This window comes from Bacillus sp. PK6-16 (assembly GCF_056530295.1).
Window position 1 is genome coordinate 2139895 of the sequence record NZ_CP096511.1, and the last position, 22440, is coordinate 2162334.

30 protein-coding genes and 5 pseudogenes are annotated in these 22440 nt (G+C 32.7%); 33 read left to right on the plus strand and 2 right to left on the minus strand.

Features of this window, described 5'->3' with window-relative positions; all coding sequences use genetic code 11:
- The first annotated feature begins 534 nt into the window (after positions 1 to 534).
- The 25 genes and pseudogenes from M1D66_RS11020 to M1D66_RS11140 form a co-directional block, all read left to right on the plus strand.
- The gene (locus tag M1D66_RS11020; protein ID WP_000883455.1) at positions 535 to 957 is read left to right on the plus strand and encodes a hypothetical protein; all 423 of its coding nucleotides are present in this window, start codon (positions 535 to 537) and stop codon (positions 955 to 957) included.
- Positions 958 to 983: 26 nt separating this feature from the next.
- Positions 984 to 1289 (plus strand): WXG100 family type VII secretion target, encoded by a 306-nt coding sequence (locus M1D66_RS11025; protein WP_000014537.1) that lies wholly within the window; start codon positions 984 to 986, stop codon positions 1287 to 1289.
- A 22-nt stretch (positions 1290 to 1311) separates the two neighbouring features.
- Positions 1312 to 2031 carry a DUF5081 family protein gene (locus M1D66_RS11030; RefSeq protein WP_000514121.1) on the plus strand — a complete coding sequence of 240 codons (720 nt, stop codon included), beginning with the start codon at positions 1312 to 1314 and terminating at the stop codon, positions 2029 to 2031.
- Positions 2031 to 2357 carry a hypothetical protein gene (locus M1D66_RS11035; protein WP_001198201.1) on the plus strand — a complete coding sequence of 109 codons (327 nt, stop codon included), beginning with the start codon at positions 2031 to 2033 and terminating at the stop codon, positions 2355 to 2357. The genes M1D66_RS11030 and M1D66_RS11035 overlap by 1 nt, the downstream gene beginning before the upstream one ends.
- A 33-nt stretch (positions 2358 to 2390) precedes the next feature.
- Positions 2391 to 4103, plus strand: a complete 1713-nt coding sequence (locus tag M1D66_RS11040) for an HNH endonuclease signature motif containing protein (RefSeq protein WP_153595177.1) — start codon at positions 2391 to 2393, stop codon at positions 4101 to 4103.
- A gap of 24 nt (positions 4104 to 4127) precedes the next feature.
- Positions 4128 to 4598: an SMI1/KNR4 family protein gene (locus M1D66_RS11045; RefSeq protein WP_000695049.1), complete on the plus strand. Its 471-nt coding sequence runs from the start codon at positions 4128 to 4130 to the stop codon at positions 4596 to 4598.
- Positions 4599 to 5251: 653 nt separating this feature from the next.
- Positions 5252 to 6034, plus strand: coding sequence for a recombinase family protein (locus tag M1D66_RS11050; RefSeq protein ID WP_046392896.1), 783 nt, complete (start codon positions 5252 to 5254; stop codon positions 6032 to 6034).
- A 158-nt stretch (positions 6035 to 6192) separates the two neighbouring features.
- Positions 6193 to 7429: pseudogene (locus M1D66_RS11055) on the plus strand (IS110 family RNA-guided transposase).
- Positions 7430 to 7588: 159 nt separating this feature from the next.
- On the plus strand, positions 7589 to 7996 hold the full coding sequence (locus M1D66_RS11060) for a YwqJ-related putative deaminase (RefSeq protein WP_228520999.1): 408 nt from the start codon (positions 7589 to 7591) through the stop codon (positions 7994 to 7996).
- Entirely contained in the window at positions 7986 to 8444 is a 459-nt protein-coding gene (locus tag M1D66_RS11065; RefSeq protein WP_242555123.1) for a toxin-antitoxin system YwqK family antitoxin, read from the plus strand. Before M1D66_RS11060 ends, M1D66_RS11065 begins: the two co-directional genes overlap by 11 nt.
- 119 nt (positions 8445 to 8563) lie before the next feature.
- Complete coding sequence (locus tag M1D66_RS11070) at positions 8564 to 8707, plus strand: hypothetical protein (protein ID WP_000828062.1); 144 nt, start codon at positions 8564 to 8566, stop codon at positions 8705 to 8707.
- Positions 8700 to 9407 carry an endonuclease V gene (locus tag M1D66_RS11075; protein WP_015382421.1) on the plus strand — a complete coding sequence of 236 codons (708 nt, stop codon included), beginning with the start codon at positions 8700 to 8702 and terminating at the stop codon, positions 9405 to 9407. Before M1D66_RS11070 ends, M1D66_RS11075 begins: the two co-directional genes overlap by 8 nt.
- A gap of 478 nt (positions 9408 to 9885) precedes the next feature.
- Positions 9886 to 10230, plus strand: coding sequence for a DUF2185 domain-containing protein (locus M1D66_RS11080; protein WP_000687240.1), 345 nt, complete (start codon positions 9886 to 9888; stop codon positions 10228 to 10230).
- A 582-nt stretch (positions 10231 to 10812) separates the two neighbouring features.
- Entirely contained in the window at positions 10813 to 10920 is a 108-nt protein-coding gene (locus M1D66_RS11085) for an HNH endonuclease (protein ID WP_227593162.1), read from the plus strand.
- Entirely contained in the window at positions 10917 to 11408 is a 492-nt protein-coding gene (locus M1D66_RS11090; protein WP_001224272.1) for an SMI1/KNR4 family protein, read from the plus strand. Before M1D66_RS11085 ends, M1D66_RS11090 begins: the two co-directional genes overlap by 4 nt.
- Positions 11409 to 11426: 18 nt before the next feature.
- Positions 11427 to 11858 (plus strand): SMI1/KNR4 family protein, encoded by a 432-nt coding sequence (locus M1D66_RS11095; RefSeq protein WP_001023210.1) that lies wholly within the window; start codon positions 11427 to 11429, stop codon positions 11856 to 11858.
- Between the two features lie 175 nt (positions 11859 to 12033).
- Complete coding sequence (locus tag M1D66_RS11100; protein ID WP_242555124.1) at positions 12034 to 12690, plus strand: SMI1/KNR4 family protein; 657 nt, start codon at positions 12034 to 12036, stop codon at positions 12688 to 12690.
- A gap of 341 nt (positions 12691 to 13031) precedes the next feature.
- Positions 13032 to 13520 carry a hypothetical protein gene (locus M1D66_RS11105; RefSeq protein ID WP_033687094.1) on the plus strand — a complete coding sequence of 163 codons (489 nt, stop codon included), beginning with the start codon at positions 13032 to 13034 and terminating at the stop codon, positions 13518 to 13520.
- A 274-nt stretch (positions 13521 to 13794) separates the two neighbouring features.
- On the plus strand, positions 13795 to 14448 hold the full coding sequence (locus M1D66_RS11110; protein ID WP_000609232.1) for an SMI1/KNR4 family protein: 654 nt from the start codon (positions 13795 to 13797) through the stop codon (positions 14446 to 14448).
- A 72-nt stretch (positions 14449 to 14520) separates the two neighbouring features.
- Entirely contained in the window at positions 14521 to 14988 is a 468-nt protein-coding gene (locus M1D66_RS11115; RefSeq protein WP_000586119.1) for a DUF2004 domain-containing protein, read from the plus strand.
- A gap of 28 nt (positions 14989 to 15016) precedes the next feature.
- On the plus strand, positions 15017 to 15472 hold the full coding sequence (locus M1D66_RS11120; RefSeq protein ID WP_000657447.1) for an immunity protein YezG family protein: 456 nt from the start codon (positions 15017 to 15019) through the stop codon (positions 15470 to 15472).
- Between the two features lie 56 nt (positions 15473 to 15528).
- Entirely contained in the window at positions 15529 to 16053 is a 525-nt protein-coding gene (locus tag M1D66_RS11125) for a hypothetical protein (RefSeq protein WP_000415783.1), read from the plus strand.
- A gap of 87 nt (positions 16054 to 16140) precedes the next feature.
- Positions 16141 to 16607, plus strand: a pseudogene (locus tag M1D66_RS11130) (Imm30 family immunity protein).
- A 114-nt stretch (positions 16608 to 16721) separates the two neighbouring features.
- Positions 16722 to 17156: an SMI1/KNR4 family protein gene (locus M1D66_RS11135; protein WP_000513838.1), complete on the plus strand. Its 435-nt coding sequence runs from the start codon at positions 16722 to 16724 to the stop codon at positions 17154 to 17156.
- A gap of 177 nt (positions 17157 to 17333) precedes the next feature.
- A pseudogene (locus M1D66_RS11140) lies at positions 17334 to 17597 on the plus strand (Imm30 family immunity protein); the annotation flags it as partial.
- Between the two features lie 185 nt (positions 17598 to 17782).
- Here the strand turns inward: M1D66_RS11140 and M1D66_RS11145 are convergent.
- Positions 17783 to 18037, minus strand: a complete 255-nt coding sequence (locus M1D66_RS11145) for a SunI/YnzG family protein (protein ID WP_000900626.1) — start codon at positions 18035 to 18037, stop codon at positions 17783 to 17785.
- A 274-nt stretch (positions 18038 to 18311) separates the two neighbouring features.
- Between M1D66_RS11145 and M1D66_RS11150 the strand changes: the two genes are divergently transcribed.
- The 6 genes and pseudogenes from M1D66_RS11150 to M1D66_RS11175 all read left to right on the plus strand — a co-directional run bounded on the left by M1D66_RS11150 (position 18312) and on the right by M1D66_RS11175 (position 20372).
- A complete protein-coding gene (locus M1D66_RS11150) occupies positions 18312 to 18644 on the plus strand; it encodes a DUF3895 domain-containing protein (RefSeq protein WP_001071920.1) in 333 nt (110 codons plus the stop codon).
- A 112-nt stretch (positions 18645 to 18756) separates the two neighbouring features.
- Positions 18757 to 19113, plus strand: coding sequence for an Imm3 family immunity protein (locus M1D66_RS11155; protein WP_000656084.1), 357 nt, complete (start codon positions 18757 to 18759; stop codon positions 19111 to 19113).
- Positions 19114 to 19178: 65 nt separating this feature from the next.
- Positions 19179 to 19380 (plus strand): annotated as a pseudogene (locus tag M1D66_RS11160) (ankyrin repeat domain-containing protein); the annotation flags it as partial.
- Entirely contained in the window at positions 19373 to 19507 is a 135-nt protein-coding gene (locus M1D66_RS11165) for a hypothetical protein (RefSeq protein WP_002024463.1), read from the plus strand. The pseudogene M1D66_RS11160 and the gene M1D66_RS11165, both read left to right, overlap by 8 nt.
- A 64-nt stretch (positions 19508 to 19571) precedes the next feature.
- Positions 19572 to 20060: an SMI1/KNR4 family protein gene (locus tag M1D66_RS11170; protein ID WP_001044975.1), complete on the plus strand. Its 489-nt coding sequence runs from the start codon at positions 19572 to 19574 to the stop codon at positions 20058 to 20060.
- A gap of 60 nt (positions 20061 to 20120) precedes the next feature.
- Entirely contained in the window at positions 20121 to 20372 is a 252-nt protein-coding gene (locus M1D66_RS11175; RefSeq protein WP_242555125.1) for a hypothetical protein, read from the plus strand.
- 127 nt (positions 20373 to 20499) lie between these two features.
- Here M1D66_RS11175 and M1D66_RS11180 read toward each other — a convergent pair whose 3' ends face one another.
- Positions 20500 to 21117 carry a DUF4241 domain-containing protein gene (locus M1D66_RS11180; protein WP_000040612.1) on the minus strand — a complete coding sequence of 206 codons (618 nt, stop codon included), beginning with the start codon at positions 21115 to 21117 and terminating at the stop codon, positions 20500 to 20502.
- A gap of 661 nt (positions 21118 to 21778) precedes the next feature.
- Between M1D66_RS11180 and M1D66_RS11185 the strand changes: the two genes are divergently transcribed.
- Together M1D66_RS11185 and M1D66_RS11190 are read left to right on the plus strand one after the other, a co-directional pair.
- Positions 21779 to 22075, plus strand: a complete 297-nt coding sequence (locus M1D66_RS11185; protein ID WP_002024464.1) for a hypothetical protein — start codon at positions 21779 to 21781, stop codon at positions 22073 to 22075.
- 86 nt (positions 22076 to 22161) lie between these two features.
- A pseudogene (locus tag M1D66_RS11190) lies at positions 22162 to 22401 on the plus strand (DUF7021 domain-containing protein); the annotation flags it as partial.
- Between the last annotated feature and the right edge of the window lie 39 nt (positions 22402 to 22440).

Genomic DNA, 22440 nt, shown 5'->3' on the forward strand with positions numbered 1-22440 from the left:
ACGTATGAACCAGTTATCGTGTAAAAAGATGTATGTATTAAGAAATTAAAGTTAAGGATCTGATATTCATATCAGATCCTTTTTCTATTGTTCTTTTAAGCGCGACTGAGCCAAAATATTGGAATGAATATAGAAACAAAACAGCCCAAGGAATAGTAAAACGAGTCCGGGAGCCTACTCGTACGCTTCATTGGGATTATCCAGAAATAGTTGTTGATGAAATAAGAAAGAACTGGTCTTACTCTCAAGCAAGGATTTAATACGAATGAATTGGATAAAAGGTAATAATAAAAAACACTGCGCCTGGCAGTGTTTTTTATTATTTCTGCACATAAATACATAGTCATATTGATTAAAGTTTCACTTTATTGAAGAAAAATGCGAAAGCCATTCATAAAATATGGAAATGTTAAAATCCCTTTGATAAAATAGCAATATGTAAAAATAATTATTTGTTAATTCTTAATGTAATGAATATTCATGTTTAAATATACGAATTTAACTACATAGTTATTGTGCTAAAGGGGGAGAAAGATGTTAGATGAATTGTACAATGCTTTTTTAAATGCGTCTGGTTTTACAGAAAGTGCGAGGAAACGAGATCGGTATGATGATTTACATGATTATTTAAAAGATAAAGAAAGAGAGTTAAAGCAATTCATTCAAGATGCTGAATCAGCGAAGAGAGATTATGAGAGTAAAAGTAATGGTTTAGAAGCTAATAAAATTCCGGCAGTTGAATTTGAACAAAAACGTCATGAAAAGGATGAAGAATTACATACATTAGTATCCTATTTTAAAAGTGCATTAAGCGATGTTGGATCTGCAAAAAGTACAGCTTATGCAAAGTATTTGGAATATAAAGCGAAAGCAGAATCGGAGAAAGCGTCAGCATACGCTGCAGCGACCAAGGCTTTTGAAGAAAAGAAAAAGGAATTTGAAAAACTTATCCATTAAGCATACAAAGAATGGAGGGAACCAACATGAGTGGTAAAGAGGTTGAAATTATAGGAAGTAACACTGCAAGTGCCATTTCTTACGCACAAAACATTGAAAATGGTATGAAGGATTCTTTAAACCAAGCGAAAGACTTAAAAGCATATGTCACAGGTGCGAAATGGAATGGAAAAACGAGAGATGCATTTTTAAGTTATCTTGATTTGATCATTCAATATAATTCAGAAATGGTAGAGGCATTTGAAGGACATACGAAAGCTTTGAAAGAGTTAGATAAAAGCATTCAAACGTACGGAGATAAATCGGAAGTAAGGGAGATAAAACAACTGTGATGGAGAAACGAGGGATAAAAGAATGGGGAAAGAAATGAGTTTTGCACCTGCTGAATTATATGTCCTCGCAGGTGCAGCTGGGGTTACCGATATATTTGGATTGCCAAACCGTGACGCAATTATTTTACTTGATGCAGAATGTGTCACGAAAGCAACTACGAGTTTAAAAGAAAAAGGCCTACTTACAAGTGAAAATGGAATTACCCCTGCAGCTTTTCAAATAATTGAACTATTAAAGGAATATGAAAATTGTCATGAATACACGAGAATGAATAATGTATTAATTGGCTTTTTAAAAGAGGATAAAGACCGAGTGGCTGTATTAACAGAAATAGAACCAAATAAAAAATACGAGATCGACTACATACCAAAACCGGACGTATATTTTTCATTATTAACACGCATTCCTTTCTTATTGAGAGAACCGAGGGAAATAGAAGATACATTTTTCTCAAAGAGAATGACAGAGGCAGAACAACAAACATTTGAGGAAAAAGATTTATCAAATAAAGACGTTATAGCGATAGAAACGTATACGAGGCCTCGAAGTAATAGAGGAGGAAAATGGGAATGTTTCTTATATTTTACTGAAGGAGAAGATTTCGTTCAAATAGATGTAGATCGTAATCGATATGACTGGGTGAGCCTCTATGCGGTTAATAAGAAATTGTATGACGTGTTAAAAATGCCATATAAAAAGTTAATTGACCCGAGACAATTCTCGTTAGGAGGTATTCAATAATGCAAGTATCAATGGGAGATAGTGGTTCTGGTGGTGGAGAAGAAGTATTAGTTAATTTTCAAGAACTACTTGATATAGTAATGAAGTTAGAAAATATATATAAAATCCATGTAGACGTCATTGGAACGAATATTGAGAGTTTATTAAGCTGTGATTTTTATCAAAAAGGTGAAGCGATGAGAGTAATTGAAAAATATCCTGATATATTACACAAAACACTAGAATTGGCTGAACACTATTCTAGGTCAGCGACAGTTGTAGGAAATGTATGTGTAGAAATGCTTGAAAAGGACGAACAATTACGTGAAATATTAAGTAAGTTGTAGAAATCACCATACGGCTGGGGGGATGAAAACGAGATGGATGTGAAATATAGACCTGAACCATGGCAAAACATGGGGGATGGTATGAATCGAATTACAAAAGATGCACTCATAAAATTACGGGAAGCAAATGAATCATTAAAAAGAATTGATGGAAGAATACGAGATTTAGACTCGGATGGTAGTATACATTTTAATCCTAAAGATCAATCGCAAAAAATCGGGGAATTACTTGATAGCTATTCGACATTACAAAAATATTGCGGAGAAGCAGGGCGATTAGTCTCTGAACATATAGATAAACCTTTTTTAGTAGAAATGGATAAATTCGCTCAAAAAATGAGAGATACATCTATTCTCAGTTTTGAAACAAATAACCGAATTGGCTCTACAACAACGACAGTATTACCAGGTGCGCATGCAGGCTACGGAAGTGTACCACAAACAATACAGAAGAAGAAAGATAGAATAACAGTAGAAGATATTTTTAGAGATTCTCCTGCATTTGATAACGTACTTAGGGCAGAATACAAAGAACTAAAAAAACAAAATCCAGATGCAAAATTAAATTATGAAGAATACAAGAAAGTAGTCCCATCCACACGAGGATTTGAATACAAATCGATAGAAGATGAACAGAAAAAACTAGAAATGGTGCGAGACATAGGAATAGGCCTAGGAATCATCATCACAACAATCCTTTGCCCGCCACTCGGGGCCGCTGCCGCAGTAGTATACGGAGGTGTACAAATAAAAAGCGGTATCGACGGAGAAGACTGGGGAACACACCGGAAATTGAGCCAAGAAGAACGCACAGCAAACATCATTTTTGGCGGATTAGATGCAATCCCAGTTGTTGGAGCAGTAGGAAAAGGAGTAAAAGCATTCAAAGGGACGAGTGAATTAGCTGATTTAGCCAAATTATTAAAATTCAAAGACGGAATGCCTGGTTTTAATCCAAATTTGGGTAAAAATGTGGTACAATCGCTTAAGGAAAATAAGACTTTAAAGAATGCACTAGATACTGTGAAAAATACTCCTATTCCAGTAGCAGTTAGGACGGTGGATACTGGAATAGGAGTGAAGATTCCTTATGTAGAATCTTCAACTGTTAGAGAAGTAGCTGGAAAGTTTTCAAAGGCAAGTACGGCAGCTAAGGATGACGCTTATCAACTTGCTAAGGGTAGTGGTGGTTCAGGAGTTAGTAAGGAAGGTAGTGTGGCTAAGGGTACGGGTAATTCCAGTAAGATAGTCAATGAGGCTAATTTAAATAATATAGATGAATTTATAAATGGAACTAAGAAATTTGATGATGTTATTAATGATTATGTAAAGTTGTACAGTGAAAAAATTATATCAAATAAAACGTGGTCATGGAATAAGTCACTTCACGGTGGAGCTAATTTAACGGCTCGTCAAAAAAGAATGATTAAGGAAAAAGCAGTTGCAGATGGTTTGGTTCCTGATGTGAAGGTTATTAAAGCTGATGGAATGAGATACGGATTTGCCGATTTTAAGAGTGCTGGGCTTGTTGTAGAGACAAAGCAACTTCCAGAGAGGCTATGGTTAATGTCAGACGAAGAGCAATTTAAATGGCTCGATAATGCAATAGGTGGACGACCGGAAGGTATGACATGGCATCATACTGAAGTACCGGGTAAAATGGAGTTGGTTCCTTTTGGAATACACAATATTACGATTCACAATGGTGGAAGGTCGGCCGGAATGTGGGCCGATGCTCCTAGATAGTAAACTAAAGAAAGAGGTAAAAACATGAAAATAAAACAGGATACTATTGTAAAACCATTACCTTCAGAAGAGTTAATAAAAAAACATGAAAATTTTTGGAGATTAAAACTACCAGGTTCATTTTTGGATTTTATTAAAGTGTATAATGGTGCAGAAGTTGAAGAAGCTACATTTGTATGTGATAATCGTAGTTATGCGATAGAAAGGTTTTTATGTATGCTGGATGACATTGAAAATAACCCTAAAGGGATCTATGATATTGATGTTGTATTTTCACAGATAGAGGAAAGATTAACTGATAATGAAGATTTATTAGGTGCAGAGGTATTACCAATAGCTAGTATATTTGCAGGGGATTTTGTATGCTTGGATTTTAGAGAAAATAAAGAGAATCCATCGGTGTGTGTATGGTCTCATGAAGAGTCAGGAGAGTTTGAACCAGTGTTTTATAAAATAGTAGATAACTTTACTGAGTTTTTAGAGATACTACAATAAAACTTGGTACAATGAGTTTGTAAGTAATATAACAAGACTTAATATTTGGTATTAAAGTTAAAGACATATAAGAAAAGTGAAGAAAAAGAATGAATAAGCTGTTAAAAAGTAAGTACTCCATGATGGTTGTACCATCATGGAGTACTGTGTGCAATGATAGAATAGAAAACGAAGTACGAGCTTAGGCGAGATGACATTTTACATGGCGATGAATATAAACACATGGAATGCATATTAAACTAACGAACTCGTACAAACTCGTAAATTTTAACGTAACACTTGTCGCGATATGTAAAAGGTGTCATACTTGTGCTACAAAACTTACAAATTTACGCTACTTAAAAACATATGAACTTAAAGTACTTGATTGTCAAATAAAGGCAACAAGTGCTTTTTTACGTTTTAGCGTAGAAATTTAAAAGAGCGCTATAATTTTATAAGTGCATTAAGTGTTAAATTTTTATTGTTGTTTTATAGCCTGTAGTGGCTGTGGACAGTGTACGACGATAGTAGAGGAAAAAATAAAGGGTTGTGTTACTTTTTGAAGTCATCGTAAAGTACGTTTTAATGGATGGACGTTATGCACACGTTATCCGCAAAAAACGGGTAAACGTTACAGGGATTGTAATTGCTGTAACGGGAAGGGGCTCAATATGGGAGAGAAAGTAGTTGGTTATGTACGAGTTTCAACGGAAGGACAAGTGCGTGAAGGGTATAGCCTAACGTATCAAGTAGAAGAAATTGAACGGTACTGCATCGAAAATAAACTACAACTGCTTCACATATACGAAGATAAAGGAATCAGCGGAGCGAAAGTAGATGAAGATGGATTAACAGTTGAACGTGAAGGTCTACAAGAGCTATTGTCGGATATGGCATATCATCAAGTGAGCAAAGTTATTGTACTAAATACATCTCGGTTATGGCGCTCTGATATGGCAAAAGTGTTAATACAACGAGAGCTAAAGAAACACAAGGTAGATGTGAAAGCAATTGAACAACCAAATTATAGTATATACACGCATGATCCAAATGACTTTTTAGTAAATGGTATGTTAGAGCTATTAGATCAATATCAACGTCTTGAGATTGCATTAAAGCTAAGTCGAGGCAGAAAGAAGAAAGCAGAACAAGGTGGATATGCGGGGGGCGGTGTGATGTTTGGTTATAGAGTAAAGAAAGAACAAAAGGTGTTAGAAGTAGATACGGAGAAAGCAGTGGTTGTACGTAGACTATTTGAGTTAAGACACTTTTTTAAACATTGGTCGCTGACTCAATTGGCAGAACGACTGAATAGGGAAGGTTATCGTACAGAGAAAGGAAAACAATTTACGAAAGTACAAGTGAAACGCATGTTAGACCGAGAGAGTTTTTATCGAGGGATATATACATACGGGCAAATACAAACAAACGGTAAACATCCAGCAATTATATAATAGTCGTACTTAAAAAAATCACTCATTTTACTATATGTACTTATGAAATTATGAAAATGGATAGGCTTGCGTACCTATGCGCATCGGAAGATGAACGCTCGAACTAAGGTTGCCGACGTTTTTATATATGACTAAATCATTGAATAGAGGGATGAGTTATGCATAATAGACAGAACTATTTGTATGTAGGAGTAGATTTACATAAGGAGCATCATACGGCTGTTATTATTAATTGTTGGCAAGAAAAATTAGGAGAAATACAATTTGATAATAAACCATCTGCATTTTCGAAGTTTTTATTAGAAGTAGAGACATATGTGAGTGCTGGGATAACTGTTGTATTTGGTTTAGAGGATGTTGGTGGTTATGGAAGAGCGTTAGCGAAATATTTAGTAGATCATGAACAAGTAGTGAAAGAAGTAAATCCAGCTTTTATCATTTTTAGAGCGAAAAAGCCATGTGACGACACAAAAAAGTGATAGTTGGGATGCGGAATGCGTAGCCCGTATACTAATAAATAAGTTAAATCAATTACCAGATGCAAAGCCAAACGATTTATTTTGGTCGATACAACAACTAGTTTCAAGAAGGAATACATTAGTAAAAGCACAAAGTGCGTTAAAGAACCAATTACATATTCAATTAAACCACCATTATCCAAGTTATAAAAAGTTTTTCTCAGAGTTAGATGGAAAAACAGCATTAGCATTTTGGCAGCAGTATCCGTCACCCTTTTGTTTAGAGGGTGCGAATATAAAGCAATTAACAGCTTTTTTATTAGATGTTAGCAACAATACATGTTCAGTAAAGAAAGCAAGCGACATATTAAAACTTGTAAAAGAAGATGGACAAACAATGAAAGAGTATCAAGAAACACGAGACTTTTTAGTAAGAAGTATTGTACGGGATATTGAGTTTAAAAAGAAGGAAATGAAATACATCGAAAGAGAATTAAAACGGTTAGTAAATCTACTAGATTATCAATTAGAGACGATGCCGGGAATAGAACTTGTAACGGCATCAGCATTAATTGCAGAAATTGGGGATGTAAGGCGATTTCCAAATGCCAATAAATTAGCACGATTTGCGGGGATTGCGCCTGTTTACTTTGGTTCTGGTGGGAAAGGTAAGACACACAAAAGCAAACAAGGAAACAGGGCGCTACACGCTTTATTTTATAATTTAGCAGTACAGCAAGTGCAAGTAGCGAAAGGAAGTAAGTTACCTAGAAACCCAGTGTTTCATGCATACTATCAAAAGAAACTTAAAGAGGGAAAAACAAAAGGACAAGCATTGGTATGTATTATGAGAAGGCTTGTAAACATTGTATATGGCATGATGAAATATAAAACAGCTTATGAGTTGCCAGTAGTGGAAGAAAAAGAAGTAGTTTAATAAGGGTTTACATGGTTTGCTTTTTTATTGTGAGGGTTTAAGATTACAACATAGGGTACGGGTAATAGTCGAATAGATTATTTACGTAATAAATATGGAAAATTTACTTCGAAAGAATTGAATTATAGGATTAACTTACGCGGCGAAACACTTAAGGAATTGCAAAAGTTAAAGGATACGGGGATAAGTAAGAAAAAAATTGGTCCAGCCTTTGCTGGAGTGTATGATAAAACAACTGGTAAAATTTATTATGCGATAAATGACTACGATGGAATATTGCCCGATTTCCATCCTTTAATAAAGTCAAGATATGATTCTATGCCACAAGAAGTTATTGATTCATATACATTTACAAAAGGTGCAGGTTCACACGCTGAAGTAATTGCCTTGAATAAAGCATTAAAGGCTAATCCAAGTGCTGGTTTGGATAATTTTGTTATCAATGTAATTCGTACGGGTCAAAATAGAACAAAACCAGCTGGAATGATGTTTCTAAGGTGTCCTCATTGTGCTTATCTTACAGATGAATTTGAAATAATCACGGAGGTTTCAAAAAATGTTAAATGATATATTAACGAAGGAATATATAATACAGAACGGCCTAGAGTTTGAGGAGTACTTAGAATACGGAGGGCCTTATGATTTAGGAATAGTAGAGTATACTGATGATGGAAAAGAAAAATTATTTACTGGATTAGCTTACGATATTTATGAAAATGGGAATATAGAAAGTTATTTCTACGTAGAAAATGGTGTTAAACAAGGAAAATATGTGGAATTTTATCCGAGTGGTAATATAAAAAGGATAGGAAATATGAATAAAAACTCGGCAGAAGGCTACCAGGTTGAATTCTTTGAAAACAGGGTTAAAAAGTATGAGTCTGAATGTATTGCCGGACGTGAGATGACTTTTAAAAAGTATGATGAACAAGGGAATATTATAGAACAAAAAACAGAACCAAGTGAATCAGATTTATTATATGCTAAAAAATTCAGTAGGGAGCCAAAAGTATAATAAAGTAAATACTATACAAAATCAGTTGAAATGTTGAGTTGTAATTCATTAAATGAAGTATGGTTAGAAGACATACAGGAGGTATGCACTAAATTTGGTATGAAAGTGGAGAGGGAAATATGAAGAGAAATTTAAATGCGGCGATATGTTTATGTTGCGCTGAGTGGGATCAACAAGAATATATAAAAAAACAAAATCTTGAATCAACCAAAGAGAATTTACTATTTATTGAAAAAAATTTACGCTGTGATTGCAATGGATAATTCTAAATTAAAACCTTTAATAGAGGAATTTAAAAATGAGCAGCGTGCATTCTTACCAAAAGTACAACTTAGAAATACCTTTGAATTAGAAGAAATACGATTTGTTGCAGGAGTAGATTTAGCGTATTGGGAATTAAATGGTAAAACGTATGGTACATGCTGTATTGTAGTCATTGATTTTAGTACACATGAAGTTGTTGAAAAAGTGTACAGTTATGGAGAAATAACAATTCCGTATATTTCAGGTTTTCTTGCTTTTCGTGAGTTGCCTTTAATTAAAGCTGCAGCAAAAAAACTAACTAAGCAACCAGATATCTATATGTTTGATGGGAATGGTTATTTGCATTATCGACACATGGGTATTGCAACACATGCTTCTTTCTATTTAAATAAACCAACAATTGGTGTAGCGAAAAGTTATTTAAAGATTAAAGGTGTAGATTTTACTATGCCTGAAAATCAAGAGGGATCGTATACGGATATTATCATTAATAATGAAATATATGGTCGAGCTTTAAGAACAACCAAAAGTGTAAAACCCATTTTTATTTCATGTGGTAACTGGATTGATTTAGAGACAAGTACTGAAATTGTCATGAGGCTTATTAATAAAGAAAGTCGGTTACCCATACCTGTTAGATTAGCAGATTTAGAGACACATATAATGAGAAAAAAACTATGGGAAAATTATAAGTTATAGAGCTAAAACCTTGATAAGTTGAATACTTATCAAGGTTTTTATGTAACTGCTTTAAATAGAGTATTACGTGCAAGGATAGAATAGAAAAAGAAGTACGAGCTTAGGCGAGATGACATTTTACTGTGGGATGAATATAAACGCATGGAATGTATATTAAATTAACGAACTCGTACAAACTCGTAAGTTTTTAGAGAGTATTTGTTATGAAGTATAAAAAGTTTCATACTGTTACTACAAAACTTACAAATTTATGCTGCTTAAAAACAGATGAAACCTAAAGCACTTGATTGTTATTTTGGACAACAAGTGCTTTTTCATAAATGTATTTAAACTTAATGAATAATGCGCGGTATATATTAATAAAAGAAAATAAATTGTTAATATTATATAATTGAAATTAGAAGAGCAAAAGGTGTGGATTATACAAAAGAGTATTCTTTGAGAAATGATCTATTAACTCTTATTGAGGAGTGTGAATATGAAAATTGATAATTCTGACTATGGAGGTTTTATTATTTCTAAGAATGTTGTAGCCGGAAAACCAATACGTTATACATTTAGAGAAAAATCAGAAGTTCCTCAATTAAATGGGTGGACTATTTACTCTTCAGAAGATAATGATGAATATGTAAATGATTCTAGTAACTTTCAAGTTTTAGGAGCAAACTTTGTATTAGAAATAGCCCCAGTTATGTTAGAAATTTTTGATGCGCCCTATGGAACAGACCTATGTTGGCTGTATAAAGAAGGTGTTCATGTAGGATTTTATGATTTGATAAGTGAAGATGAGAAAGATATTGGTCAAATTGTAAAAGGAAATTGATGCTATTTTGTGAGTTCTTTGGGCACTGCCAAAAATACATTTCCAATAAGAAAAGTCAACAGCGACGTTAGGAAAATGTAGTGGTCTGTTGACTTTTTTAAGTGTCATTTCATGACAAGAGTTATTTAGCATCTTCGTTTAAGTTAATGGTTTCTTTGTTTTTACGAACTTCAAGGATAGCTTTTCTCATGTCTCGTTCGATTCGTTGCTTGTAAAGAAGTTCTGTAAATGCTCAGAAGCATTCATTACCACTTCCAACATACACTCGAATCAATCAGTTTAAATAAAAAAGCTCGTCTTTTTCATCACTGTTTTCTCAACAAAAACCGATATTCGCCCGCAAATCCTCAATAATATTAATATCATTGGCATTACCATTGATATTATAGTTTGTCCGCTTGATATTCTAAGATTACAATGAGACTAGATAAAAGTTTATATATTAAGCCAGATGATATACAGTTTAAAAAGTGTAAAAGGACATAAAAAGAGGAAATTGAAAAAGGTAAAGTGCCAAGAGAATTGTTTACTCCACAACAGCTTGATTAGATTGAAAAGGGAGTAGCTAGAACAAAGGAGGTTATTTGGCACCATCATCAGGTTCCTGGAAAGATGCAATTAGTATTAACAGATATTCATGGCATTAACCATCTTGGTGGAAATAAATTATGGGGAGAGGGTATTAGATGAGAAAAGATTTAGAGTGGGAATATGCTGATGCAGAAGTATTAGAAACTAAGATTAAAGAAATTGGATTACAATTAGGCTTCCAGTTACCTCAAGATTATATTGATTGTGTAAAAATAAATGGAGGTGCGAGTGTATTACCAGAAGAATTTAAAGTAGGCAATGTTGAGCGTTGCTTTGGTAGTTTATTTAGTTTTGATGAGGAAAGTAGTGAGTACATTGTTAAAAAGTATGAAATATACAAACCTACGCTTCCGCAAAAAGTATTCCCTATTGCAATTGATCCAGCTGGAAATTTAATGTGTTTAGATTATAAAAATAATACAGAAAACCCAATTGTAGTTTTTTTGGAGCATGAGAATGCTGGCGAAAAAGAAATGTTAATGCGTCAAGAAGGTTTAACAGAAGCACAAGTAGAAGAACTGGCAAGAGAAAATGTATTTTTTGTTGCTAATACGTTTACAGAGTTCTTAAGTAAGTTACATGATTAATAGAAAGTTAAAATTAAAATGAACATACTACATAATATCAGTGCTATGTATACTGTTGATACAAAAGAACCTCCTTCGAAAGAAAAAGAAATTAAAGCGCTTCAGCATTTCTCAGTAATAGATGTACCTACAGAATATATAGAAATGATTCAGCTAGCTTCAAATGTTGAAATTAATGTTAATGACCAAATGTATATTAGGATATGGGGAGCTTCGGATTGCATAGAAATGAATGAAGCTTATAAAGTGCAGAATTACCTTCTTCATTCACTCGCAATTGGTGATGATGAAGGTGGGGGTGCATTAATTTATCTACAAGGTAAAGATGGTTTTGGTATATACTATAACAGTTTTGGAAATTTGGACATGGAGGATGCAGTTAAAATTGCACCATCTTTAACCGAGTTATTAGTAAATAATGTTGGTGTGAATATCTTATTAGACATTTGAGAACATGTAGAGAATTTGGTGTTATAGTTTCATTGTAATTTGTTTTCTAATAACTGTAGGGAATACAGCAAAGAAAAAATAACAATATCTATTATTAATATTCTTGGCTTAGTTTGTTAGTAAACAACCAGATACAAAAGAATACATATAAAGTATGAATAGGGATGTAGTAAAAATGACAATGATACAATTTAATTCTTATCATCAAAAAGTAGAGATAAAGAGAAATTTAGAACTTATTAACTTAGAATATAAAAAAATTAGAGAGTATGTAAATTTTGATGTATGTTCTTTTGAGCAATTAGATGAATTTCAAGTAGGATACAGCATTGACACCGATGGAAACTCACTTGTAACCGATGAGGAAGATACTTGGGATGCAAATTGGATTGTTATTGCATATGAAACTATGTGTGGAGATCCAATTATTATTGACTTAAGTGGGGAAGGATACCCTATATCTTCACTCATGCACGGAATGGATAGTTGGAGTGGTGGCGATTTTCTTGCAGATTCCATGGAATCATTTATTAATTTTATGAAAGATATAGGTGATTTTCTAACTGAGAAACAAGTGTTAGAAGGTAAAAGAATGATACAAACTAAAGAATTGGATATATTGTTAAATGAGTTTTTGGAAAGAAATAAATTTACTGATTTTGAAATGTGGAACTCTTTATTAAGTCCATTATTTGATATTGCAGAAGAATATGAGCAAACAATGGAGATAAAAGTAAAAAAGATGAAGGAAGAAGGAAAGAAAATAACGGAGATTGCCCACATGCTTAATATAAAACCTAAAGAAGTGTATGAGTATATTAAGAAAGTTTAATAGTGCCTCTTCACTTTAGAGGGAACAATCAGGCACGATGATGGAGCGATACATGCAGAAAATGCTCGAATTTTTATAAAGCCGAAACAAAAATTTGCTGGAGAAGAATCCATTTTGATCAATCTTTTTTCAAAATAGATTCTTTTTATTTATCGTAAAACCTAGGATTAAGAGTTGTTTTTGATTAGACTTTAGGGCATTGGGGTTTCGAGGCAGCTCTGCATGAGTAAAGATACTTATAAAAAATCAATGAAATTCAAAAGAATATCCATAAGAATATCCATAAGTGAATACAGTATGGAGAATGGGAACGAAGGACGACGGGAAAGGTGGCTACAGGGATGAAGTATGGTGAAAATACTAAGTTAGTTGAGGAAGTTATCGAGTATATACAAAAAAGAAGCTTATTTGATAGGAATGATATAAAGTTACATGAATTATTACATGACATTGAAATGATTCATGATTTTGATAAAGCACAGGAATTGGCTTGGTCTCAAGATTTGGACGTTACCCAAATCGTTTGGGATGATATGAAATCGGATGAAAGTGCAAAATTATTAGAAGGAACTTATAACCCTAATATGGAATCAAAAAAAGATATGTTATATGAAGTTTTTTCTGATAACTATAATTATTATCAGGAGTTTATTTCTATTGATTATATAAATATTCTCGAAGAAGTAGAAAGAGACCTTGAGATGTGTGCAATAAATCGTTTAGTAAATGGAAAGGTGGATAATTTTTATCCCGCATTAACGGGCAGTAAGATCCCCACCTCAAAATCTAGCGAAAGCAAAGAAGTTAGGTGGGGGATCAACTGCCCGTAAAAGCCCGATTGGTTCAACTAATAATCAGCGAGGGATGAACAAAACCCCCACTGATTAAAGTTTCACTTTATGAAAAGGTATTTAAGGTATATAAAATGGGAGGATGGAAAGGTGAGTACATGAAAGGGAAAATGATTGTCTACTTACCAAATGAAAAATGAAGGCTTACATACCGACATACTTTATAAATTTAATGAACTCTATTGTGAAACGATTATAGAGAGATGATGGGTGATACGTAAAAATATCTTGATAGTTTAGGAGGGATTATTAAATGATTAATCTATCTAATATTCCAGATTTGATAGAAAAGTCGGCAGCGAGTGATATTGAAATTCAAGCAGTAGAAAATCGCATGAATGTTACATTACCTAATGTATATAAGGAATTATTGAGATGTGCAAATGGCTTTTCAATAGGTGGTGGGTTACTTATTTATGGTACGGAGCATATTGCAGAGAGGAACGAGGTTTGGGAGGTAGATGAGTATGCGAGGGGGTATGTCTCAATTGGTGATGACGGTGGTGGTAATGTATTTTTAATGGCTCAACATGCAGAGGAAAAAGAGGTGGTAGTAATTGATTCTGGGGACATGAATCCAAGCCATGTTACTGTAATTACCGCTGATTTTAAAAAATGGGTGAATAGTGGTTGTGTAAGTGAAATAGAACAGAAAACAATACATAAGTCATCTGATATTTGTAATATAGTGTTAGTGAAAACTCCTAATGAAGGTTTGAAAGATTTAATAAGAATAAAGAGCGTATTAGGGCTTGAGATTTCCGCAATTGATTTGCTAAAGGGTTCAAAAAATTTTCCTTATATATTAGTAGAGAGATTTCCATACGGGAAGGCGAAAAAACTCATTGAAAAATTAGCAATTGATAGTACTATACTGAGTATAGAAACGACTGGAAAAAACAGTTAATGTTAGAGGGGAACTTTCATACGAATAGAGAAATCTATATGGATCCAAGGGAGTAAATAGGGAGAGTTAAAAATGATTATAAATGATGCAGTTTTTGGTGAGATTGAGTATACATATGGATGGGTTAAGGACATTACCGTTGAATTTTGTGGAAAAGAAGTTGAAATAGCATTGATAGTGAAAGGTGAAAAAGACGGTAAGTTTGATAAAGAACAATATACTGCTTATAATTCATTATTGCAAAATTGGGAACAACTGCAGCGAGGTTTTTTACAAGCGATTTTAGACTATTACAAGCAAGAGTGTCAACAATTAGGGTATGATATTGGATTTAATGAAAATTACCCGTATATCGAAACAATTGACCAATTACTTAGGAGGATCACTTTAGTTGGAATTGTAGTCCCATATGGAGATATTCATGAAGAGCGAGATATTGGGATAACTTTCGATTGTACGTGGGATACAGAGAATGGATTAGGAATACGTTTACTAAATGAAAAAGTAACTGAAGTGGGGTATCAAGACGTTGCTATTTAACTTTTAATCTAAGGAGCGAAAAAGTAGTATGAAAGAATTTGAGGAAAGGTTTAGTGAATTGCAAGTCGATATGATATCTATATGTATGGAATATGTTGAAAATAGAGCTGATAAAGTATATGTGTACGCTTCATGTGAAGAAGATATGATTTCTAGTAGTTTCTTTTATTTCATTAACAATAAGTATGTAGAGTGTCACAAGGTGAATGATGCATTGGAAAATGGGGAAAAAAGATATGATGTATCTCCAGAACGAATGTTTCAGGTTCTACAAATTATAAGTGAAGATATTGAAGGAATTGAAATGTTATGCAAAGAATACGAAAAAGATATGCCAACTGAGATGAAATTAATATACGATACTAAGAGTGGTAAGTTTAAAGCTGAATATGAGTATGATTTAATCCATACAAATGATGATATAAAAACGGCGGATGATTTTGCTAATGAGTGGTTTGAGGAAGTGAAAAATAATAACCTTTAAAAGGGGGACAGTAATAGTTATATCTTAGTTAAATAGATAATGAGTGGGAGTAGAAAATGGAGAAATCAGTATTAGAAAAAATAGAATTAATTAAGGATATTTTAAATAATGATCCATTTTGTTTGCTTATTGGTGAAATTATAGAGGTAGAAAAAAAGATTGATGAAAGATTAGAAGAAGGCCCTTTGAAAGATTATAATTTTATTATAAAAAAATATGAAATGTTGAACGGTGGAGTAATTACTATATATGGTCATCTAAAACGCGAAAGTATTCAATTTTATACGGAGGACATGCCAGGTGGCACTGATAAGTGGATTTGTATAGGGAAAATTGAAAGATATCCATTGTTTATTAATAAGATTAATGGAGAAGTTTCTTGTTTGTATGGAGATTTAATTAATCAAAATTTTATTATTGAGTCATATGGTGATTTTAATAATTTCTTACAACATTATTATGTAGGAAAAAGATATTGTGAATTAGGTAATAAGTTTGTTCAATTTGGAGGAATTAGTGAAACCGTAGAAAGTAAAGAGGATGATTGGTACCAGTTATTAGAAAGTAATAACTTATTATAATAGATTAATTAAACGTATTATGAACATAATGATGTGAAGATATGTGATAAATTATAATAACGATGTTGTAAAAAGGAGGAGAAGTTAATAGATTTTAATGGGGGAATTTCCGTTCTATATAAAATGCGTTTTCTAGAGAATGAAGGGGATAATATTGAAGTTTTTGAGAGTATTCTTAATGAATTAGCAAATAAAGGGACAAATGATATAATTCCTGATCTTTGTATAATTTTGAGGATCATATTGCTGAGCCATCAGCGGGTGACTACCTTGTTGAAACGATTTTTTATATTGCTGAACATTCCGGAGTAGAGGAAGGACTATGCAAATTAGCTATTATTATTCCTAAAATGTTATCTCATGCAGAATTCTAGGTGGAAAGAATTCATCGGACACTTTTACATTCAAAAGATTTAGTCGTATCGTATATGAATATTTTAGAAAATATAAATAGTTCAACAAAGCAAATAATTAAAGGAATTCTTCTCGAGATAAGAGAGGACAATCCAGATTTATATTTAGAAAAAGTAAATTTAATCTTAGAGAAATTGTGATAAGGGGATACTATGGAAAAGAACACATATTTAGTAGCATTTGACTTTAATCGAGAGAATACTTGTAAATAAAATAGAATTCAGCCTTTTTTCTAGTATAAGGGGGGATAGTTTGTGGGAAAAGATGAAATTGCAAACTTATTAGACAGTATGTTAGATAAAGAATTAGAGGATTTAGATTCCCCTTCAGATAATGATTGGAGGGAACTGGAGAAAAAATTTGGATGTCAATTTCCTAAAGAATTTAAATGCTTTATTGAACTAATGTCTGAATATGTATTTCCAGGGGATATTTTAAATGTTTCTCGTGGTAAGACGAACGGAAATGATACTATTGAATTTATTTATGATTATGAAATGAAAGAAGGTTTTTGGAAAAAAGAACTAATCCCTTTTTATAGTATAGGTAATGGGGATTACTTTTGCCTTCATTCAAAAGAGGGGCAGAGAACGGGAGTTTACTTTTATTTTCATGAAGAACATGGTGTAACTAAGGAAGCGGATAATTTTGAAGAATGGTTAAATCAATTACCAACCTATTTGAATTAATAGCAAAAGATAGATTTGTAAAGAGGTTATTTAATAAATTTATATAAAATAACTCTAAAGTTTGCGTGTAGGAATATGAAAATTTAGCTGAATTTGAATCTGCAAATAGCCTGGATATACTTCGTTAAAATATCAATCTAGATAAATAAAATGGTTAAAACTAGCTAGGGGAGCTTCGGAAAATATTTAACGGAGATGCCTAAAGCTTTACCAAAAATGGTTGAGAGTGCAAAAGAGTGGGCAATGCTACTAAACATAAGAATTTTAAATAATGATTTATATAGAAGTGAGTATGCTAAAGTACTTGTAGGAATGAATCATGATATACAACTAACGATAATTAATTTACTTAATGAAATTATTGCTGATAACCCTAAAAGATTTGAGAGGACTGCCAATGAGGTTCTTAGTCAATTACAAGGAGTTCATAAAAATAAATGAGAATTGTAGAATTTATTGTATTATAGATAAAACTGAGAACACCCTAGCGAAGAGCTAGGGTGTTTGTGTTATATAGTTTCATCATATGCTCCTGAATTAGGAGTAGGAGTAATCAATGAATCTTTTGTAGCGTTTCCTATAATAGAATGTAGATGTTTAACATTTAAATATAGGAAGAAAAACAATTAAGCTTTTATTTTATTTAAAATGGATACTCTATTAGTAGTGAATAATAAATAATTTTGTTTTACTGTCTTAATTAAAATACGATCAGTTGTACCATATGCTGTTCCAATTCGGATTGCGCTTTGTTCTTCAACACCAGCATATGTATTATCTTCCATTACCTCAGTGATTTCACATAATGGAATATGAATTTTAGAGAATTGCCATGAAATAATTAGTTCTTCTTTTGTTTTTTTAACATGAATACCTAACATGTTACCAGAACCTTTCTATAATAAAATTTTACTCTTGCTATTTTATTATACGAATTTATAGATAATATTTCTATTTTTTTACAGTTGGTATATAATTTCATTCTCATTATAACAAATTCTACAATAGAAAACAGAACGTATATTTGGTATAATCGAAATATACTATATGAAACGATGTACATGAGTTTGAGATTTATGAAAAAAGGTAAGTAATACATACGCTATAGGATTCAGTTCATGTTATACAAATCAATCGTTAGAAAGGAAAAGAAGTATGAATCAAATTTCATTCGAAGATTTATTTGAAGAAGAAAACAAACCAGAAAAGGTGGAGGTAGCTGAGACCCCTGTGCCTTTATCGCCCTTACAAAAGGATATTTTAGAATTAATTAATTCTGAAGAAATAAGTGCACTTGAGTTATGCGAACAATTAATACGAGCTGGTAAAATATCAGATGAGAGATTCACAACGAATAAGCCTAAAGCATATGGGCAAGTATGCTTACTATTAGAAGGTTTTGTTAAAGAAGGAAAGCTTATTTTTGTCAAAAGTGATGAGAAAAGAGATAGAGTATATAAATTGAATGAAGAAGATTCTAACGAATAAGATTCTAACGAATAAAATGTGTAAAGTATAGTAATGAAATAAGGAAGTCCTCATATTTGTGTTGAAAGATTATTTTCACATAAGCGTGGGGATTTTTTTTGAGGGAGGATGTATGAAAGATTGGGAGTATAATGAATTATTTCATGCAATTCGGGAGGCGTATGAAGAGTTATTAGATGAAGAGAGAGGGTATCGATATGCTATAGCAAAACTAGCGGATGAATTTGATAATTTAGGAAAGATTGAAGGTGTTATAGTTGATACTGCCATAGGAGAAATTGCAGTCGATCATCATATAGTTTTTGTTGGGCGTATTGAAGGTATAACAAAGAGGCTAAGTATGTTTAACCCTCAAGAGGCAGAAGGAGAATTGACAGTAGAGGAAATAAAAGATTTATTGGGAAGAATAAATAATGTAATAGAAGGATTGAAAAATGTAAAGGTTGCTTATAAATCTTCGATTGAATAGTTCATGTTTCTGCAAATCTAGGAGACATAGTTAGACAAGAGAAAAGAAATATAGGAGGTGATGTTGTGGAGGAGAAAAATATAAATAAAAAATAAGAAATGCTATTAAGCTTGGTGACATTAATGAAGTAAAACGTCTAATAGGTGATAATCCAAAATTTTATATTCGATGACACCATTTGGTACGTGGTTACATGTTGCAGCAAAGAAAGGACATATTGAAATTGTTCAGCATTTGATTAATAAAGGGAGAGATATGAATGCTAGAAATATTTGAAGCACCATATGGAACAGTCCTTTTTTGGGTATATGAAGATAATGTACATGTTGGTTTTTACGATTTAGTGAAAGACTGTATGACAGATATAAATAAGATTTTAAATGTAATTTATTAAGGTCTCTTATAACTGTTTTAGATGTGTAGTAATTAATTGAGGAAATTCAGAGGGATGGTGCGAGATGAATAAAGTAGAATGGAGATCACCAGATAAGCCTTTATTGCGAGAAAATGTAAAGAATGTGGAAAAAGAGTTGGGCATTCATTTTCCTTTAGATTATATAGAATGTGTAATGAAGAATAACGGAGCACATGTTAGCCCAGAAGTATTTGAAGTTGAGGGGAAGAGAAAAGTTTTTGGTACATTACTAACTTATGATATGGATGATGATGAAAATATTATTGAGGTATTCAATGACTACAATGGCACATTACCTAGTGCATTGGTGCCATTCGCATTTGATCCAGCAGGAAATTTAATCTGCTTTGATTATAAAAATCATAAAGAAGATCCCATTGTCGTCTTTTGGGAACATGAGGGGGCATGGGAAAAGGAAATATTGATGGAAAGTGAAGGGGTTACGGCTGAGGAAGCAGAGGAAGTAGCGAGAGAAAATGTATTTTTTGTAGCTAATAATTTTACGGAGCTTTTAAATAAGTTACATGATTAATAGTGGGAAAGGGATTTAAACTTATTTGGCTGTGATAAAGCAAATAAAAGGAGTAGTAAAATGAAACTGAATTATTTTACAATCGCAATGTATCCGACTGTAGCATTTAACGAGGAAGAGATATTGAATCGTCTTCTAGATGTATTTGAGTCAAACGAAAAATCCGCTCCTACTCATTGGGGAAACTGTGAAACGGTGCAGGTAGAATATAATCGCCAGGAAATCATAGGAAAAGTAATTTCGGAGCGTAGAGTGTCTGAAGTTCAACTCTATCATGATAAAATGACGGGTTATATTCACTTAAGAATATAACCCTATTTATTAGAACCAGTAGTATATAAGGAAATTATCCCACGGGTTATTTGCAAATATTAGACGAGGAATATTTGACGCTGTAAAAGAAAAAATATTTACTCTTATATCATTATTGATGTTGTCCTCAATTTTCCTCATGTAGCACTTGAAAATCAGTAACAAGTGAAACGATTTTTCCTGCTTCATCGATTCCCCAATAGGAAGGGTAAAATCCATCTCCATAACCTGAACGGAATATAATGATATTACTTCCTGTTTCCTTACACACCACGCAATTTCCCCAATCTTCATCATGTTCTGTTAGTATGTCATCTATAAGATCATCATACAAACTAGTAAATTCTTCTCCTAGTTCTTGTTGTAACCTGTCTTCTATTTCTTCTAACTTACCAATTGCTTCAACATCTGCAAAGCACCCTAAGCCTGTATCAACTGGGTAACCAAAAATATAACCGTCTTCCAGTTCACTTACATTTTGTCCTGGTTTTGTTGCCATCTTCCATCCTACCGCTTTTGACTCCGACAATTTCAATTCAGCACCAGCAATGACTCCATCTTCCTTATGCCACCAAGCAACAATTGGATATGTACCTGGCTGAATTGTTTGTTCGAAGTGATTTTCATTAAAAATAAGAGGATCACAAGCGACAATTTTACCTGAAGTAACTTTCAACTGTTCTAGTGCTTCGGAACGCAGAGCCTCACTATCCGGTTTAGATAATTCACGTAATAACTTTGACATAATGTTTCTCTCCCTTTCCTTTTAAAATATTTGTTGGTGCTGCCTCCCATATATTTTTATATGAGTTACATTTGTGTTCTGTGGTATTTCTAGCGCCTTTGTATGTTTCTATAACTTCAATATTATCGCTATGAACTTCTAAAAACTCTGCGGCATATCGTACCCGCGTTTTTCTAATAGTTCCGCAACATATTCTTCATGCGTTTTACGTTTTCGGATATATTGCCCCGTACAAGTGTAGATGGAACAAACATTTATTCATTGAAAAATATAACAAATGAATTTGACTTTAAAATTAGAACCAGTTTTGAGGATGTAAATAATAATCCACCCGTTGATTATATTATTTTAAGGGTAAAAATGCATTAATTAAAAATTCAATAAAAGAAGATCGAACTAGATAGTCTTTCTAGATTAATCTTCTTATTTTATATTCTCAAGGGATATTCCACTTCACTGCGACTCATTGCAATATGTCTACTTCTGTGACACATTACACAATTGGACAGAGATAATGAAGTAATATGAAAAATAAAATAAAGATTTAAATTTAATCCTATATATTTTTTATAAATTCTAAAAGTAAATCCCTTATTTTTGGTATGATTGACAGAGACTATTTAATTTCTTATGAATATTCTTGAAAAGGAAGTCATGCTGTATGAAATCAATAAATGTAAATGGGAATATATATTATATTGAATCTGTTCCTTTTGAAGATAAGAGTGAGCAGGATGAAGAAGGATACTACGAATATTTTTACAAAGGAGTCAATTTATCGTTTCACTCGGACAAAGAAATAATTAAAGCCCGAATTTATGACGACGAAGAAATAATATATTTCTTAAAAAATCCATTTCTTGCTTTTGGTAAAGATTTTGAAGCTATAAAAGTATATATAATTAAAGAATATGATGTAAATAAATTTAAAATTCCAGGTGAAAAAAAGCCTATATAGAATTATAGCTATAATTCTATATAGGCGTTACCATGACCAATTATAATAAAACAGGAAAACTCACAAAGTACTTATGCCTGTGGGCTATGAAAGGAATGTATTCGAAATTGAGTAAATCAAGTGAAATAAGTAGATTTGAAAATAGATTCTCAGAAAATGTGATTGAAATAGCAGCTGTCACAGGGGCATTAGGAATCGGTGCATCAAAAGGCGGTGACAACATTTTGTGGACTGCGTCAATTGATTTGATTGCGTGGAAAGACTTACATAACAATGAAACGATTAGAAAAGAAGACATACGACTGACATGGTTGGTTGATGATGCAATTAGTTATTTCGGATAAACGTGATGTGATTTGTTAGGA